The following is a 14,086-nucleotide window of genomic DNA, read 5'->3' on the forward strand; positions in this document are numbered from 1 at the left end:
TCAGCCACCGCAGATGCTGGATGGACCGACGCCTTCGCGAGCAAGCCCGCTCCCACAGGGTTATGTGTTGTGTCTAAAAGCCATGCGGGGTGGAGCGCGTCACGATCGCTTCGACATTCAAGCCCCGAGGCAAGGTGCCGTAGGCACGGCCCGCGGCACCCAGGCGGCTGGCGATGAAGGCATCGCTGACGTCGCTGTTGCCCGCTTCGAGCAACAGCCTGGCTTGCAGGCCAACGGCGATGTCTTCGGTCAATTGCCGGGCGCGGTACTGAATGTCGTCGGTGTCCTTAAACGCCGCCTGCAACCGACCGATATGGTCCGCCAGGCGCCGATCGCCGTGTCCGTCACCCAGTTCGTTGAACAGCACCTCCAACACGCCTGGCTCCTTCGACAACGCTCGCAGCACGTCGAGGCACTGCACATTGCCGGAACCTTCCCACGTCGAGTTGACCGGCGCCTCCCGGTACAGGCGCGGCAGGATGCTGTCCTCGACGTAACCGGCGCCGCCCATGCACTCGGCGGCCTCGTTGATCATCGCCGGAGCGCGCTTGCAGATCCAGTACTTGCCCACCGCCGTCACCAGCCGGGCGAACCGGGCCTCGTGGTCGTCGCTCAAGTGGTCCAGCGCCCGGCCCATGCGCAGGCTCAAGGCCAGCGCGGCCTCGCTTTCCAGCGCCAGGTCGGCCAGTACGTTCTGCATCAGTGGCTGCTCGCTCAACAGCTTGCCGCCGACCTTGCGATGCGCGCAGTGATGGCTGGCCTGGGTCAGCGCCTGGCGCATCAGGGCGCTGGAGCCAACCATGCAATCGAAACGGGTCATGGCGACCATCTCGATGATCGTCGGCACACCGCGCCCTTCCTCCCCGATCATCCAGGCCAACGCCCCGCGGAACTCCACTTCGCTGGAAGCATTGGAGCAGTTGCCCAGTTTGTTCTTCAGGCGCTGGATGTAGAACTGGTTACGGGTGTCGTCCGGGCGATGGCGTGGCAGCAAAAAACAGGTCAGGCCCTTGTCGGTCTGGGCCAGGGTCAGGAAGGCGTCGCACATCGGCGCCGAACAGAACCACTTATGACCCACCAGCTCATAGGCCTGGCCGGGACCGCTGGGGCCCACCGGGAAAGCCTTGGTGGTGTTGGCCCGAACGTCGGTGCCGCCCTGTTTCTCGGTCATTGCCATGCCGAGGGTGACCCCAGCCTTGTGGGCCATGCCGACGTTGCGCGGGTCGTACTCGGTGGCGAGCACCTTCGGCAGCCAGCGCTCGGCCAGGTCAGGCTGCAAGCGCAGCGCCGGGACACTGGCGAACGTCATGGTCAGGGGGCAGCCGGTACCGGCCTCGGCCTGGCTGTGCAAATAGGTCATCGCCGCACGGGCCACGTGGGCGCCAGGCTGCGGATGGGCCCAAGGCAAACTGGGCAGGCCATGCTCGACGGCGGTGCGCATTAACTGGTGATAGGCCGGATGAAACTCCACCAGGTCGATCCGGTGGCCGTAGCGGTCATGGCTGGCAAAGACCGGTTTATTCTGGTTGGCCAGGAACCCTGCCTCCATCAGCGGCCCGCCGGCCAGCGCCCCGTACGCATCGATCCGCGCCTGCGCCCAGCCCGCCCCAAAACGCAGGGCCCACTGCTGCAGCGGCAGGTCGATGCGATACAGGTTGGCACCATCCAGGGACGGTGGCTGGTTGGTGACGTCGTGGGTTTCGGCGAACTGGTGCAGGTTCATGACAGGGCTCCTTGGTCAGCCAGCAGAGGTTCAGTTAAGCACCGCCTCCCGGCCGAACAAAGTGTCATATGCGCCTAAATGTCGGCACGTTCACCCTGCTTCGGACACAGCACCCGCCGCTGGAGCATGGCCTGCAACGCCTCGAATTTCACCGGTTTGCCCAGGTAATCCACCAGGGCGCCCGACGGGCAGCGCTCATGCCCCAGGGTCGGGCTGACCACCAGCACCGGCAGCTCCTCGCAACCGGGCAGCGTGCGAATCTGGCAGCAGACCGACACGCCGTCGAAAGGTGGCGACTGGCAATCAAGCAACACGGCATCAAAACTCTCGCCCTGCAACAGTTCCAGCGCCGCGCGGCCGCTGTCGGCCGTACGCACTCGGTAACCCAGCTTGAGCAGCATGCCGCGCATCACCAACTGATCGATGCTGTTGTCGTCCGCCAGCAGCACCGTGCAGTCCTGGGGCAAGCGCGCGTCCTGGCGTTCGCCGAACGCGAGCGATGACGGATCAGGCGCGGGCAAGGCGACATCAAACTCGACGTCCAGCTGGAAACGACTGCCGCGACCCGGCTCCGAGGTGTGGGTCAGGCGCCCGCCGAGCAACTCCACCAGTTGCCGGCAGATGGCCAAGCCCACGCCGAGGCCGCCGTATTCGCGGGTCATCGAGCCGTCCAGTTGGAAGAACCGCTGGTACAGGGTCGCTTCACCCAGGTCGGTAAAGCCGATACCGGTGTCGATCACCGCGAACGACAACACCAGCCCATCGAGCTGCGTCGACCGGCCGCTGACGCGCAACGCCAGGCCACCGACCCGGGTGAACTTGATGGCGTTGTCCAGAAGACACTCCAGGCACTGGGCCAGCTTGCAACGGTCACCCAGCAGCCGATCCGGCAGGCTCGGGGCCACGTCCACCTTGAAATCCAGGCCCTTGGCGGCCGCATTGGCCCCGAACTGCACCTCCAATGCCGCGATTACCTCACGCAGGCTGAACGGAACCGGACAGGCCTTGAGCTTGCCAGCCTGCAGCTCGGTGAGTGTGAGGATGCCGTTGACCATGCGCATCATGTCCCGCGCCGAACCGGCGGCGGTCTGCTGATACTGGGTCATCTCCTCGTCCATCTCGACGGTTTCCATCAACTCCAACGAACCGATCACCCCATTCATTGGCGTGCGCAGTTCATGGGTCAGGGTCGCGAGGAATTCATCCTTGAGCTTGTTGCCCTGGGCCAGTTGCTGGTTGAGCACTTCCAGTTTTTGCCCGGCGTCGAGCAGGATCTGAGCCTGCTGCTCGCGCATGGCATTGATACGGTCGGCCAGGGCCAGGGACAGCAGCGCCACTTCGATGGCCGAACCGATCTGGCTGGCGTACATGGTCAGGAACACGTTTGGCAGGTAGCCGAGCACCATCAGCGTATTGACGACGCCGCCCAGCAGAAACGCCGACCAGGCAATGATGAAATACCGCGCCACCCGCAAGCCACGCCACCAGGCAAACAGCCCGGCGGCGAAGATCACCACGGTGAAGACCAGCGCCAGTGCCGTTGCCAGGCGCAACGCCAGGGCATAGCTGGTCATCAACGACAGGCCGACCACCACGGCGCTGTAGGCGATCAGGGCCAACAGCAGCCGATCGAGCCAGCGGCTATGTTGGGCGGTTTGCAGGAAGCTGCGGGCGAACTGGCTGCCAAACAGGCCTGCGCAGCCGATGAAGAAGGGCGTCGCAGCGTTGGCCCACCAGGGGTTGTCCGGCCAGAAATACTCCACGGCCGCGCCGTTGACCGACAACTGGTAGAGGCCGAACGAAGCGATGTAAACGATGTAATAGAGGTAGCTGGTGTCCCGCACGCTCAAGTAGATGAACAGGTTGTAGACCAGCATCCCCAACAGCACGCCATAAATGATCCCCAGCACGTACAGGCGCACCGGCTGCTGCTCCAGGTAGGCGGTGCTCGACCACAACGTCAGCGGTGCTTGGATCGACCCCTGGCTTTGCAGGCGCAGGTAGACGGTGCGCTGCTGTTCGGGCTTGAAATCGATGCTGAACAGGTAGTTGTTCTGGCGGATTTCACGACTCGCGAAAGGCAGCGCGTCGCCGGTGCGGCGCACCAACTGATACACCCCGGCAGCATCGGGCAGGTACAGGTCGAGATGGTCCAGCGGCGGATACGCCAACTCCAGCAGCCAGGTGCGCTGGGCGTCCGGGTTCGCGGGGCGGTACTGCAGGTCGACTTTCAACCAGAACGCCGAACGCGAATAACCGGCGTTTAGCGTAGCTTTGTCATGGGGCTTGAAGCCGCCGGCCGCGGCCTGGGCCAGGACGTCATCGAGGCTGGCATTGCCGCTCGCGTCCTCGAACACTTGCAGGGCTTGGCCCAGGGGCAGGTTTTGGGTGAACTCATCGAATTCGAGGGCACTTGCCAAGGGGGACAAGCACAGTAACAACATCAACAAATAGCGCATTTAAGCCCCAGCATGGCCTGTCCGGTTGAGTCAGGAAGTCCCCCATTCCCTGAGTAGACGTAAAACCGGCATTACCTGTTATGAGTTGGATCCATCACTAGCATAGCCGTTGATGGCCAATTTGCACCATTGAAATTTTTCCCACAGAAGGCTCTAGAACGGGCGTTCCAGGGGAAAGCATTGAGATAGAGCTGTTGCTTCGGTCAGATTACCGGATAAGCCTCGGGGCCTCGTCACAGGTGCGCGCCGATCGAAGGGTTTGGTGGTAAGCTCGCGCACCATGAATATCTACAGCTCTCGCCCCGTTGTCCTCTGTCTCTCCGGCCACGACCCCAGTGGTGGCGCCGGCTTGCAGGCAGATATCGAAGCCCTGCTCGCCCAGGGCTGTCATGCCGCTCCGGCGGTGACCGCGTTGACCGTGCAAGACACGGTCAACGTCAGTGATTTCCGCGTGCTCGATCGGGCCTGGGTGTTGGCGCAAGCCAATGCCGTGCTCAACGATTCGACGGTGGCGGCGGTCAAGTTGGGCATGCTTGGTTCACTGGAAATGGTCGACACCGTGGTCGAACTGCTCCAGGCGCACCCGCACCTGCCCATGGTCTGCGACCCGGTGCTGCGCGCCGGCGGTGGCGGGCGGCTGGGCAAGGACGAGGTCGGCTACGCCATGCGCGAACGCCTCTTGCCCTTGGCAATCATCGCCACGCCCAACCTGCCGGAAGCACGCATCCTCGCCGAACTGCCCGAGGGCAGCGCCGATGAATGCGCCGAAAAACTGCTGCCTTTCGTCAAGCACCTGTTGATCACCGGTGGCCACGGCGATGAACATGAAGTCCATAATCGCCTGTACAGCCGCGATGGCCACCGCGAAACCTTTACCTGCCAGCGCCTGCCCGGCAGCTATCACGGTTCCGGCTGCACCCTCGCCAGCGCCCTGGCCGGCCGCCTGGCCCAGGGCGAACAGCTCGCCAGCGCCGTCAAGACCGCACTGGATTACACCTGGCGCACCCTGCGCGATGCCGAACGGCTGGGCCAAGGCCAGTTCGTGCCGCGTCGCCTGCCGCTGGATTTCTGCTCCTAGCTCCGGAGGCCTGTGGAATGAAATTACGTGGCCTTTACGCCATCACCGACGGCCAACTGCTGGCCGGCAAATTCCTCGCGTATGTCGAGGCCGCGCTGGAAGGTGGCGTCGCCCTGCTGCAATACCGCGACAAGAGCAGCGACGAGGCCCGTCGCCTGCGCGAAGCCGAAGCCCTGCGCAACCTGTGCGAGCGCTACAACACCCAGTTGATCATCAACGACGACGCCGAACTGGCCGCACGCCTGGGCGTCGGCGTGCACCTGGGGCAGACCGACGGCCCGCTGGCCCCGGTGCGGGCGCTGCTGGGAAGCAAGGCGATCATCGGCTCCACCTGCCACGCCAGCCTGGAGCTGGCCGAGCAGGCCGCCGCCGAAGGCGCCAGCTATGTGGCATTCGGGCGCTTCTTCAGCTCCACCACCAAGCCCGGCGCCCCCGGCGCACCGCTTGAGTTACTCGCACAAGCCCATGCCAGGCTGCACGTTCCGGTCTGCGCCATCGGCGGCATCACCCTGGACAACGCCGCCCCGCTGGTGGCCCACGGTGTCGACCTGCTGGCCGTGGTCCATGGCCTGTTCGGCGCTGACAGCAGCGCAGAGGTGACGCGCCACGCCCGCGCCTTCAACGCCCTGCTGCAGCCCCAATAATCTTTTTTTTCGATTTCGAGAGCCCAACCATGTCCCGTTCCGAAACCCTGTTTGCCAATGCCCAGAAACACATTCCCGGTGGCGTGAACTCTCCCGTCCGGGCGTTCAAGAGCGTCGGCGGCACCCCGCTGTTCTTCAAGCACGCCGAAGGCGCGTACGTGACCGACGAAGACGACAAGCGCTATGTCGACTACGTCGGCTCGTGGGGACCGATGATCCTGGGCCACAGCCATCCAGAGGTGCTCGACGCCGTACGCCAGCAACTGGTCCACGGCCTGTCCTATGGCGCACCCACCGCGATGGAAACCGAAATGGCCGACTTGGTCTGCTCGATCGTGCCGTCGATGGAGATGGTGCGCATGGTCAGTTCCGGCACCGAGGCGACCATGAGCGCGATCCGCCTGGCACGCGGGTTCACCGGTCGCGACAGCATCATCAAGTTCGAAGGCTGCTACCACGGCCACTCCGACAGTTTGCTGGTCAAGGCCGGTTCCGGTGCCCTGACCCAAGGCGTCCCGAGCTCGGCCGGCGTGCCAGCGGCGTTTGCCAAGCACACCCTGACCCTGCCGTTCAACGACCTCGAAGAAGTCGAGAAGATGCTCGCCGACGTCGGCCAGGAAGTGGCCTGCATCATCGTCGAGCCGGTGGCCGGCAACATGAACTGCGTACCACCGGCACCGGGCTTCCTCGAAGGCCTGCGTCGCCTCTGCGACCAGCATGGCGTGGTGCTGATCTTCGACGAAGTGATGACCGGTTTTCGCGTGGCCCTCGGCGGCGCCCAGGCCCACTATGGCGTGACGCCGGACCTGAGCACCTTCGGCAAGATCATCGGCGGCGGCATGCCGGTGGGCTGCTTCGGCGGCAAGCGCGCCATCATGGAATGCATCGCCCCACTGGGCCCGGTCTACCAGGCCGGTACGCTGTCGGGCAACCCACTGGCCATGGCCGCTGGCCTGACCACCTTGCGCCTGATCAGTCGCCCGGGTTTCCATGCCGAACTGACCGACTACACCACGCGCCTGCTCGACGGCTTGCAGGTTCGCGCCGACGCGGCCGGCATCCCGTTCGTCACCACCCAGGCCGGCGGCATGTTCGGCCTGTACTTCAGCGGTGCCGATGACATCGTCACCTTCGAAGACGTCATGGCCAGCGACGCCGATCGCTTCAAGCGTTTCTTCCACCTGATGCTTGAAGGCGGCGTATACCTGGCGCCGAGCGCGTTCGAAGCCGGCTTCACCTCCATCGCCCATGGCGAGGCGGAGCTGAAAATCACCCTCGACGCAGCCGAGCGAGCGTTCGCAGCCTTGAAATAAGCCTGTGGATAACTGACGCTGGCTGATGCCGGCGTCAGTGATTGCCGACAACCTCCTATCCTTTTCCTACGGATTTCGCCGCGAAGCAGCCGTTGGCATTCCCTCGCAGCAGAAAAACGAGTAAAGACTTTGTAAGGATGGCCCCGCTTATTTCATAATGCGCGCTTATTGGATCCCCCGGAGGGTCCGCGCGCCCCTCAGAGGTAAGTCGATTCCCATGAACCGCACCGGCCGCACCCTTGCCTTGGGCTGCCTGTTGCTCCTTCAGCCCCTGCTGGCGAATGCACAGGCAGGCGGCAACTCGTTGTTGATCCCGGCGCTGGGCCGTTGCACGCTCAACACCCAGCCACAAGATCTCGCACCGGCCCTCGACGCCTGTCAAAAAGCGGCGGATGCAGGCGATGCGCAGGCACAGTACGAGTTGGGCGAGTTCTACTACGAAGGCAAGGCTGCGCCGCGCGACCTCAAGCAAGCCCTCGACTATTTCGAAAAAGCCTCGCTGCAAGGCCATGCCCAGGCGCAATTCAAGCTGGGCGGCATGTTCTTTCATGGTGAAGGCGTACCCGCCAACAATGTCCAGGCCTACATCGTCCTGAAGATGGCGGCGGTCAACGGCGCCGAAGACGCCCTGGACACCGCCGACGAAGTCGCCGAGCAAATGCCCCGCGACGAGCTGGAAGTGGCCACCCAGGTGCTCGGGCAGATCTTTCGCAAGTACCTGATGGAATTGCAGAACGCCGATGGGCGTACGCCTTTTTCGCCGCTGCCCTGAAACCGCAGCCCCCCAGTGGCTGGGAGTATCTTATTGTGGCGAGGGAGCTTGCTCCCGCTGGGTTGCGAAGCAACCCCAAAGATCCTGGGAGCGCTTCGCACTCCAACGGGAGCAAGCTCCCTCGCCACAAAGTCCGCTTGCAGCAACCAAGAGGCTTTACGCCTTACTTCTCAGGCATCGGCATCGGAAACGGCATCACATTGCCCACCCCAGCGCGGGCTTCGCTGATTTTCGGCGTGCCCAGGCGTTCGACTTCGTCGATGCGCACGATCGAGTGCATGGGCACGAAACTGCGTACCACGCCCTCGAACTGAGCCTTGAGCTTTTCCTCGCTCGGGTCGACGACCACTTGCGTGCGCTCCCCAAAGACGAATTCTTCCACTTCCAGGAAGCCCCACAGATCGCTCTGGTAGATCTGCTTGGCGTACATTTCGAACACCTGGCCCTGGTTGAGGAAAATCACCTTGTAGATTGGAGCTTCACGTTTGGTCATGGCTGGCGAAACACATCGGCGGGTAAAAATGAGGGCGCAAACTATAGCATAGCCACTGCTCCGGCAGCGGTAGGAACCCGCTGACTTGTTCCCTATAATGCGCGGTTCTTTGAATCACGTGATGACCCGTCCATGGCCAAGAAGCTTTACATCGAAACCCACGGTTGCCAGATGAACGAGTACGACAGCTCGCGCATGGTCGATCTGCTGGGCGACCACCAGGCCTTGGAAGTCACTGCCCGCGCCGAAGACGCGGACGTGATCCTGCTCAACACCTGCTCGATCCGCGAACGTGCCCAAGACCGGGTGTACTCCCAGCTCGGCCGCTGGCGCGAGCTGAAGCTGGCCAACCCGGACATGGTCATCGCCGTGGGCGGCTGCGTGGCCAGCCAGGAAGGCGCCGCCATCCGCGACCGCGCGCCGTACGTGGACGTGGTCTTCGGCCCGCAGACCTTGCACCGCCTGCCCGAGATGATCGACGCCGCGCGTGTGACCAGGCTGCCCCAGGTGGACATTTCGTTCCCGGAGATCGAAAAGTTCGACCACCTGCCCGAACCACGCATCGACGGCCCGAGCGCCTATGTCTCGGTGATGGAAGGTTGCAGCAAATACTGCACCTTCTGCGTCGTGCCCTACACCCGCGGCGAAGAGGTCAGCCGGCCGTTCGACGACGTGATCGCCGAGATCATCCACCTGGCGGAAAACGGCGTGCGCGAAGTGACGCTGCTGGGCCAGAACGTCAACGGCTATCGCGGCCTGACCCACGATGGCCGCCTGGCGGATCTCGCCGAGCTGATCCGCGTCGTGGCCGCGGTGGACGGCATCGACCGCATCCGCTACACCACCTCGCACCCGCTGGAGTTCTCGGACAGCCTGATCCAGGCCCACGCCGAGGTCCCGGAGCTGGTCAAGCACCTACACCTGCCGGTGCAATCGGGTTCCGACCGGATCCTCGCCGCCATGAAACGCAACCACACGGCCCTGGAGTACAAATCCAAGCTACGCAAGTTGCGGGCCGCCGTGCCGGGCATCTGCATCAGCTCGGACTTCATCGTCGGCTTCCCTGGCGAAACCGAGAAGGACTTCCAGCAGACCATGAAGCTGATCGAAGACGTCGGCTTCGACTTCTCCTATTCCTTCGTCTACAGCCAGCGCCCCGGCACGCCGGCGGCCGACCTGGCGGACGACACCCCCGAAGAGTTGAAAAAAGAACGGCTCAACGCCCTGCAACACCGCCTGAACCAGCAAGGTTTCGAGATCAGCCGACAAATGGTCGGCTCCATCCAGCGGATCCTGGTGACCGATTACTCGAAGAAAGACCCCGGCGAATTGCAGGGACGCACGGAAAACAACCGCATCGTCAACTTCCGTTGCGACACCCCAGCCCTGATCGGCCAGTTCGCCGACGTGCACATCGACGCCGCGCAACCGCATTCCCTGCGCGGCTCGCTGGTCCAATAACTACATCATTGCCTTGTGGGAGCGGGCTTGCTCGCGAAAGCGGTTTCGCGCTCAACACTGAGTGGCCTGAACCACCGCCTTCGCGAGCAAGCCCGCTCCCACAGATTGCTCCCCACAGGTTCACGTCGGTCGCAGGAATGGAATTGCCCTGTTTAAGAGCTTTCGCACCCAGCCTACTGGCGCTATCCTTGGTTTCATCTCAATTGCCCCTGGGCGGCTAAAAACGACCTTGAACGCACCCATCGAACCTCATCGTTTCATTCTCGAGCCATTTGAGGCTCGCCGCTTCGCCAATCTGTGCGGGCAATTCGACGAGCACCTGCGCTTGATCGAACAGCGCCTGGCCATCGAGATCCGCAACCGCGGAAACCAATTCGAGCTGATCGGCGAACCCAAGCACACCACCTCCGCGGAAAACCTGCTGCGCCGCCTCTACCGGGAAACCAAGGGGAGCGAGTTGTCGCCAGACACCGTGCACCTGTTCCTCCAGGAGTCGGCGGTCGAAGAGCTGGACAACCCCGCGCCTTCGGAACCGGCCGTCGCCCTGCGCACGAAGAAGGGCATGATCCGCCCGCGCGGCCTGAACCAGCAGCGCTACGTGAAGGAAATCCTGGGTAACGACATCAATTTCGGCATCGGCCCGGCCGGTACCGGCAAGACCTACCTGGCCGTGGCCTGCGCCGTCGACGCGCTGGAGCGCGAACAGGTACGGCGCATCCTGCTGGTGCGCCCGGCGGTCGAAGCCGGGGAAAAACTCGGCTTCCTGCCCGGCGACCTGACCCAGAAGATCGACCCCTACCTGCGCCCGCTCTACGACGCGCTGTATGAAATGCTGGGCTTCGAATACGTCGCCAAGCTGATCGAGCGCCAGGTCATCGAGGTCGCCCCGCTGGCCTACATGCGTGGTCGCACCCTGAACAACAGCTTCATCATCCTCGACGAAAGCCAGAACACCACGGTCGAGCAGATGAAAATGTTCCTGACCCGGATCGGCTTCGGCTCCACCGCGGTCATCACCGGCGACATCACCCAGGTCGACCTGCCTCGCGGGACCAAGTCCGGGCTGAACCATGTCATCCAGGTGCTCAAGGACGTGCCAGGCATCAGCTTCACGCACTTTTTGCCCAAGGACGTGGTCCGTCATCCGCTGGTGCAGCGCATCGTCGAAGCCTACGAGCGCTTCGAGAGCCGCGCCGACGAAGACACGGCCGAAGGCAAGGGCAGCCGCCACAATGCTTGAACTCGACCTGCAACTGGCCAGCGAATGCCCGGCCCCCAGCGAAACCCAGTTCCGCCAATGGTGTGAACTGGCCTTGCGCCAGCGCAGCGCCGATTCGGAGCTGACGATCCGCCTGGTGGATGAGCCCGAAGGCCGCGAACTGAACCACACCTGGCGGCAGAAAGACTACGCCACCAACGTGTTGTCATTTCCCGCCGACGTGCCCGACGAACTGCTCGACATCCCGCTGCTGGGCGACCTGGTGATCTGCGTCCCGGTGGTGGAGCGCGAAGCGCGCGAACAAGGCAAGACTGGCGAGGCCCACTGGGCCCATCTGGTGATTCACGGCTGCTTGCATCTGCTCGGTTACGACCATATAGAAGATGACGAAGCCGAGGAAATGGAAGCACTGGAACGAACGTTGCTTGCAGAGCTGGGTCATCCCGACCCTTATGCCGGCGACGAACACTGATACATCAACCTGTAACGACAAAGGATTCAGAGTAATCGCTATGAGCGAAGATCGATCGAGCAACGGGCAGAAGTCTTGGCTGGGCAAGCTCACCCAGGCTTTTGCCCATGAGCCGAAAAACCGCCAGGAGCTGCTGGAGCTGCTGCGCGATGCACACCAGAACAAACTGCTGGACAGCGAAGCGCTGGCCATCGTCGAAGGCGCCATCCAGGTCGCTGACCTGCAAGTACGCGACATCATGGTCCCGCGCTCGCAGATGGTCAGCATCAAGGCGACCCAGACACCCCGCGAGTTCCTGCCCGCCGTGGTCGACTCCGCTCACTCGCGCTACCCGGTCGTCGGCGAAAGCCATGACGACGTCATGGGTGTGCTGCTGGCCAAGGACCTGCTACCGCTGATCCTTCAGGAAAACGGCGACAGCTTCAACATCAAGGACCTGCTGCGCCCGGCCACCTTCGTGCCCGAGTCCAAGCGCCTGAACGTGCTGCTGCGTGAATTCCGCGCCAACCACAACCACATGGCCATCGTCATCGACGAATACGGCGGCGTGGCCGGGCTGGTCACCATCGAGGACGTGCTCGAGCAGATCGTCGGCGACATCGAGGACGAGCACGATGTCGAGGAAGACAGCTACATCAAGCCCCTGCCCAGCGGCGACTTCCTGATCAAGGCCCTGACGCCGATCGAGAACTTCAACGAATTCTTCGACAGCCAATTCTCCGACGATGAGTTCGACACGGTCGGCGGCCTGGTGATGAGCGCTTTCGGGCACCTGCCCAAGCGCAACGAAACCACGGAAATCGGCTCCTGGCGCTTCCGCATCCTGAACGCCGACAGCCGTCGGATTCACCTGCTGCGCCTGTCGCCCATTGCCCGATAAACCCTGCGAGACCCGCTAAGGACACACATGCGCTGGATAAACCGCCCCGGCTGGCCCGGTAACCTGCTGGCCGTGGCGGCCGGCGCGATCACCACCCTGGCCCTGGCACCGTTCGACATCTGGCCGCTGGCACTGCTGGCGGTCGGGCTGTTCTATGCCGGCTTGCGCGAGCTATCGCCACGCCAGGCCCTCGGCCGAGGCTGGTGCTTCGGTTTTGGTCTGTTCGGCGCCGGCACCAGCTGGATCTACGTCAGCATCCACAACTTCGGTGGTGCCTCGGTGCTGCTGGCCGGGTTGCTGATGCTGCTGTTCATCGCCGCCATTGCCTGGTTCTTTGCCCTGCCTGCCTGGCTGTGGGCGCGCTGGCTGCGGCGCAACGAAGCGCCGCTGGCCGATGCCCTGGCGTTCGCCGCGCTGTGGTTGGGCCAGGAAGCCTTCCGTGGCTGGTTCCTCACCGGGTTCCCGTGGCTCTATTCCGGCTACAGCCAGCTCGATGGTCCCCTGGCCGGCCTCGCGCCAGTGGGTGGGATGTGGCTGATCTCCTTCACCCTGGCACTGACGGCGGCGCTGCTGTACAACGCGCGCCGGTTGATCGGCACCGGGCGCAAGGGCTTCATCGCCGCCGGCGTGGTGTTGCTGGTCGGTCCGTGGGTGGCCGGCATGGCGCTCAAGGGGCATGCATGGACCAGCCCTTCGGGCGACCCGCTGAGCGTCGCGGCGATCCAGGGCAACATCGAACAAAGCCTGAAATGGGACCCGGAACAGCTCAACGCCCAATTGGCGCTGTACCGCGACATGAGCTTTACCTCCAAGCGCGTTGACCTGCTGGTCTGGCCGGAGACGGCGGTCCCGGTGCTCAAGGAGTCGGCCCAGGGCTACCTGGACATGATGGGCAGCTTCGCCGCCGAGCGGCATTCGGCGCTGATCACCGGCGTGCCGATTCGCCAACTGGTGCGCCACGAAAAGCGCTACTTCAACGGCATCACCGTGACCGGCGAAGGCGACGGCACCTACCTCAAGCAAAAACTCGTGCCGTTCGGCGAATACGTGCCCCTGCAGGACCTCCTGCGCGGTCTGATCGCGTTCTTCGACCTGCCCATGTCGGACTTCGCCCGGGGCCCGGCCGACCAGCCGTTGCTGCAGGCCAAGGGTTACCAGATCGCGCCGTTCATCTGCTATGAAGTGGTCTACCCGGAGTTCGCCGCCGGCCTCTCGGCGCGCAGCGACCTGCTGCTGACCATCAGCAACGACACCTGGTTCGGCACCTCGATCGGCCCGTTGCAGCACCTGCAAATGGCCCAGATGCGCGCCCTCGAAGCCGGACGCTGGATGATCCGCGCCACCAACAACGGCGTCACCGGCCTGATCAACCCCTTCGGCCAGATCACCGCGCAGATCCCGCAGTTCGAGCGCGGCATCCTGTATGGCGAAGTGGTGCCGATGCACGACCTGACGCCCTACCTGCAATGGCGCTCGTGGCCGTTGATCAGCCTGTGCGTGCTACTGCTGGGCTGGGCCCTGATGACGGGCCGGATGGCCAGGACGGTATAACCCGTTCCCCATCTGAATGAA

General features: G+C 63.6%; 12 protein-coding genes. 9 read left to right on the plus strand and 3 right to left on the minus strand.

What is annotated here, in order from left to right; genetic code table 11:
• Nucleotides 1–73 precede the first annotated feature (73 nt).
• Nucleotides 74–1,723 (minus strand): acyl-CoA dehydrogenase, encoded by a 1,650-nt coding sequence (locus tag VM99_08210; GenBank protein ID AKJ98043.1) that lies wholly within the window; start codon nt 1,721–1,723, stop codon nt 74–76.
• Between the two features lie 74 nt (nt 1,724–1,797).
• Nucleotides 1,798–4,182 carry a histidine kinase gene (locus tag VM99_08215; GenBank protein ID AKJ98044.1) on the minus strand — a complete coding sequence of 795 codons (2,385 nt, stop codon included), beginning with the start codon at nt 4,180–4,182 and terminating at the stop codon, nt 1,798–1,800.
• 280 nt (nt 4,183–4,462) lie between these two features.
• Between VM99_08215 and VM99_08220 the strand changes: the two genes are divergently transcribed.
• From VM99_08220 to VM99_08235, 4 genes are all read left to right on the plus strand, one after another.
• A complete protein-coding gene (locus tag VM99_08220; GenBank protein ID AKJ98045.1) occupies nt 4,463–5,260 on the plus strand; it encodes a hydrogenase in 798 nt (265 codons plus the stop codon).
• Nucleotides 5,261–5,277: 17 nt separating this feature from the next.
• Nucleotides 5,278–5,904, plus strand: a complete 627-nt coding sequence (locus VM99_08225; GenBank protein AKJ98046.1) for a thiamine-phosphate pyrophosphorylase — start codon at nt 5,278–5,280, stop codon at nt 5,902–5,904.
• A gap of 29 nt (nt 5,905–5,933) precedes the next feature.
• Entirely contained in the window at nt 5,934–7,217 is a 1,284-nt protein-coding gene (locus tag VM99_08230; protein AKJ98047.1) for a glutamate-1-semialdehyde 2,1-aminomutase, read from the plus strand.
• Nucleotides 7,218–7,434: 217 nt separating this feature from the next.
• On the plus strand, nt 7,435–7,989 hold the full coding sequence (locus VM99_08235) for a Sel1 repeat-containing protein (protein ID AKJ98048.1): 555 nt from the start codon (nt 7,435–7,437) through the stop codon (nt 7,987–7,989).
• 163 nt (nt 7,990–8,152) lie between these two features.
• Here VM99_08235 and VM99_08240 read toward each other — a convergent pair whose 3' ends face one another.
• On the minus strand, nt 8,153–8,482 hold the full coding sequence (locus tag VM99_08240) for a hypothetical protein (GenBank protein ID AKJ98049.1): 330 nt from the start codon (nt 8,480–8,482) through the stop codon (nt 8,153–8,155).
• A 132-nt stretch (nt 8,483–8,614) separates the two neighbouring features.
• Here VM99_08240 and VM99_08245 point away from each other — a divergent pair, with 132 nt between their 5' ends.
• From VM99_08245 to VM99_08265, 5 genes are all read left to right on the plus strand, one after another.
• Complete coding sequence (locus tag VM99_08245; GenBank protein AKJ98050.1) at nt 8,615–9,943, plus strand: (dimethylallyl)adenosine tRNA methylthiotransferase; 1,329 nt, start codon at nt 8,615–8,617, stop codon at nt 9,941–9,943.
• Between the two features lie 229 nt (nt 9,944–10,172).
• On the plus strand, nt 10,173–11,183 hold the full coding sequence (locus VM99_08250; GenBank protein AKJ98051.1) for an ATP-binding protein: 1,011 nt from the start codon (nt 10,173–10,175) through the stop codon (nt 11,181–11,183).
• Nucleotides 11,176–11,634 (plus strand): rRNA maturation factor, encoded by a 459-nt coding sequence (locus VM99_08255; GenBank protein ID AKJ98052.1) that lies wholly within the window; start codon nt 11,176–11,178, stop codon nt 11,632–11,634. Before VM99_08250 ends, VM99_08255 begins: the two co-directional genes overlap by 8 nt.
• Before the next feature lie 40 nt (nt 11,635–11,674).
• Nucleotides 11,675–12,514, plus strand: coding sequence for a magnesium transporter (locus VM99_08260; protein AKJ98053.1), 840 nt, complete (start codon nt 11,675–11,677; stop codon nt 12,512–12,514).
• A 27-nt stretch (nt 12,515–12,541) separates the two neighbouring features.
• Nucleotides 12,542–14,065 carry an acyltransferase gene (locus VM99_08265; protein AKJ98054.1) on the plus strand — a complete coding sequence of 508 codons (1,524 nt, stop codon included), beginning with the start codon at nt 12,542–12,544 and terminating at the stop codon, nt 14,063–14,065.
• Nucleotides 14,066–14,086: the final 21 nt, after the last annotated feature.

Origin of the sequence: Pseudomonas chlororaphis (assembly GCA_001023535.1) — a bacterium.
GTDB lineage: Bacteria > Pseudomonadota > Gammaproteobacteria > Pseudomonadales > Pseudomonadaceae > Aquipseudomonas > Aquipseudomonas chlororaphis_E.

Bases quoted from the DNA above. Each gene is read 5' to 3' on its own strand.
- VM99_08210 (AKJ98043.1), bottom strand. From the start codon at position 1,723: ATGAACCTGCACCAGTTCGCCGAAACCCACGACGTCACCAACCAGCCA.
- VM99_08215 (AKJ98044.1), bottom strand. From the start codon at position 4,182: ATGCGCTATTTGTTGATGTTGTTACTGTGCTTGTCCCCCTTGGCAAGT.
- VM99_08220 (AKJ98045.1), top strand. From the start codon at position 4,463: ATGAATATCTACAGCTCTCGCCCCGTTGTCCTCTGTCTCTCCGGCCAC.
- VM99_08225 (AKJ98046.1), top strand. From the start codon at position 5,278: ATGAAATTACGTGGCCTTTACGCCATCACCGACGGCCAACTGCTGGCC.
- VM99_08230 (AKJ98047.1), top strand. From the start codon at position 5,934: ATGTCCCGTTCCGAAACCCTGTTTGCCAATGCCCAGAAACACATTCCC.
- VM99_08235 (AKJ98048.1), top strand. From the start codon at position 7,435: ATGAACCGCACCGGCCGCACCCTTGCCTTGGGCTGCCTGTTGCTCCTT.
- VM99_08240 (AKJ98049.1), bottom strand. From the start codon at position 8,482: ATGACCAAACGTGAAGCTCCAATCTACAAGGTGATTTTCCTCAACCAG.
- VM99_08245 (AKJ98050.1), top strand. From the start codon at position 8,615: ATGGCCAAGAAGCTTTACATCGAAACCCACGGTTGCCAGATGAACGAG.
- VM99_08255 (AKJ98052.1), top strand. From the start codon at position 11,176: ATGCTTGAACTCGACCTGCAACTGGCCAGCGAATGCCCGGCCCCCAGC.
- VM99_08260 (AKJ98053.1), top strand. From the start codon at position 11,675: ATGAGCGAAGATCGATCGAGCAACGGGCAGAAGTCTTGGCTGGGCAAG.
- VM99_08265 (AKJ98054.1), top strand. From the start codon at position 12,542: ATGCGCTGGATAAACCGCCCCGGCTGGCCCGGTAACCTGCTGGCCGTG.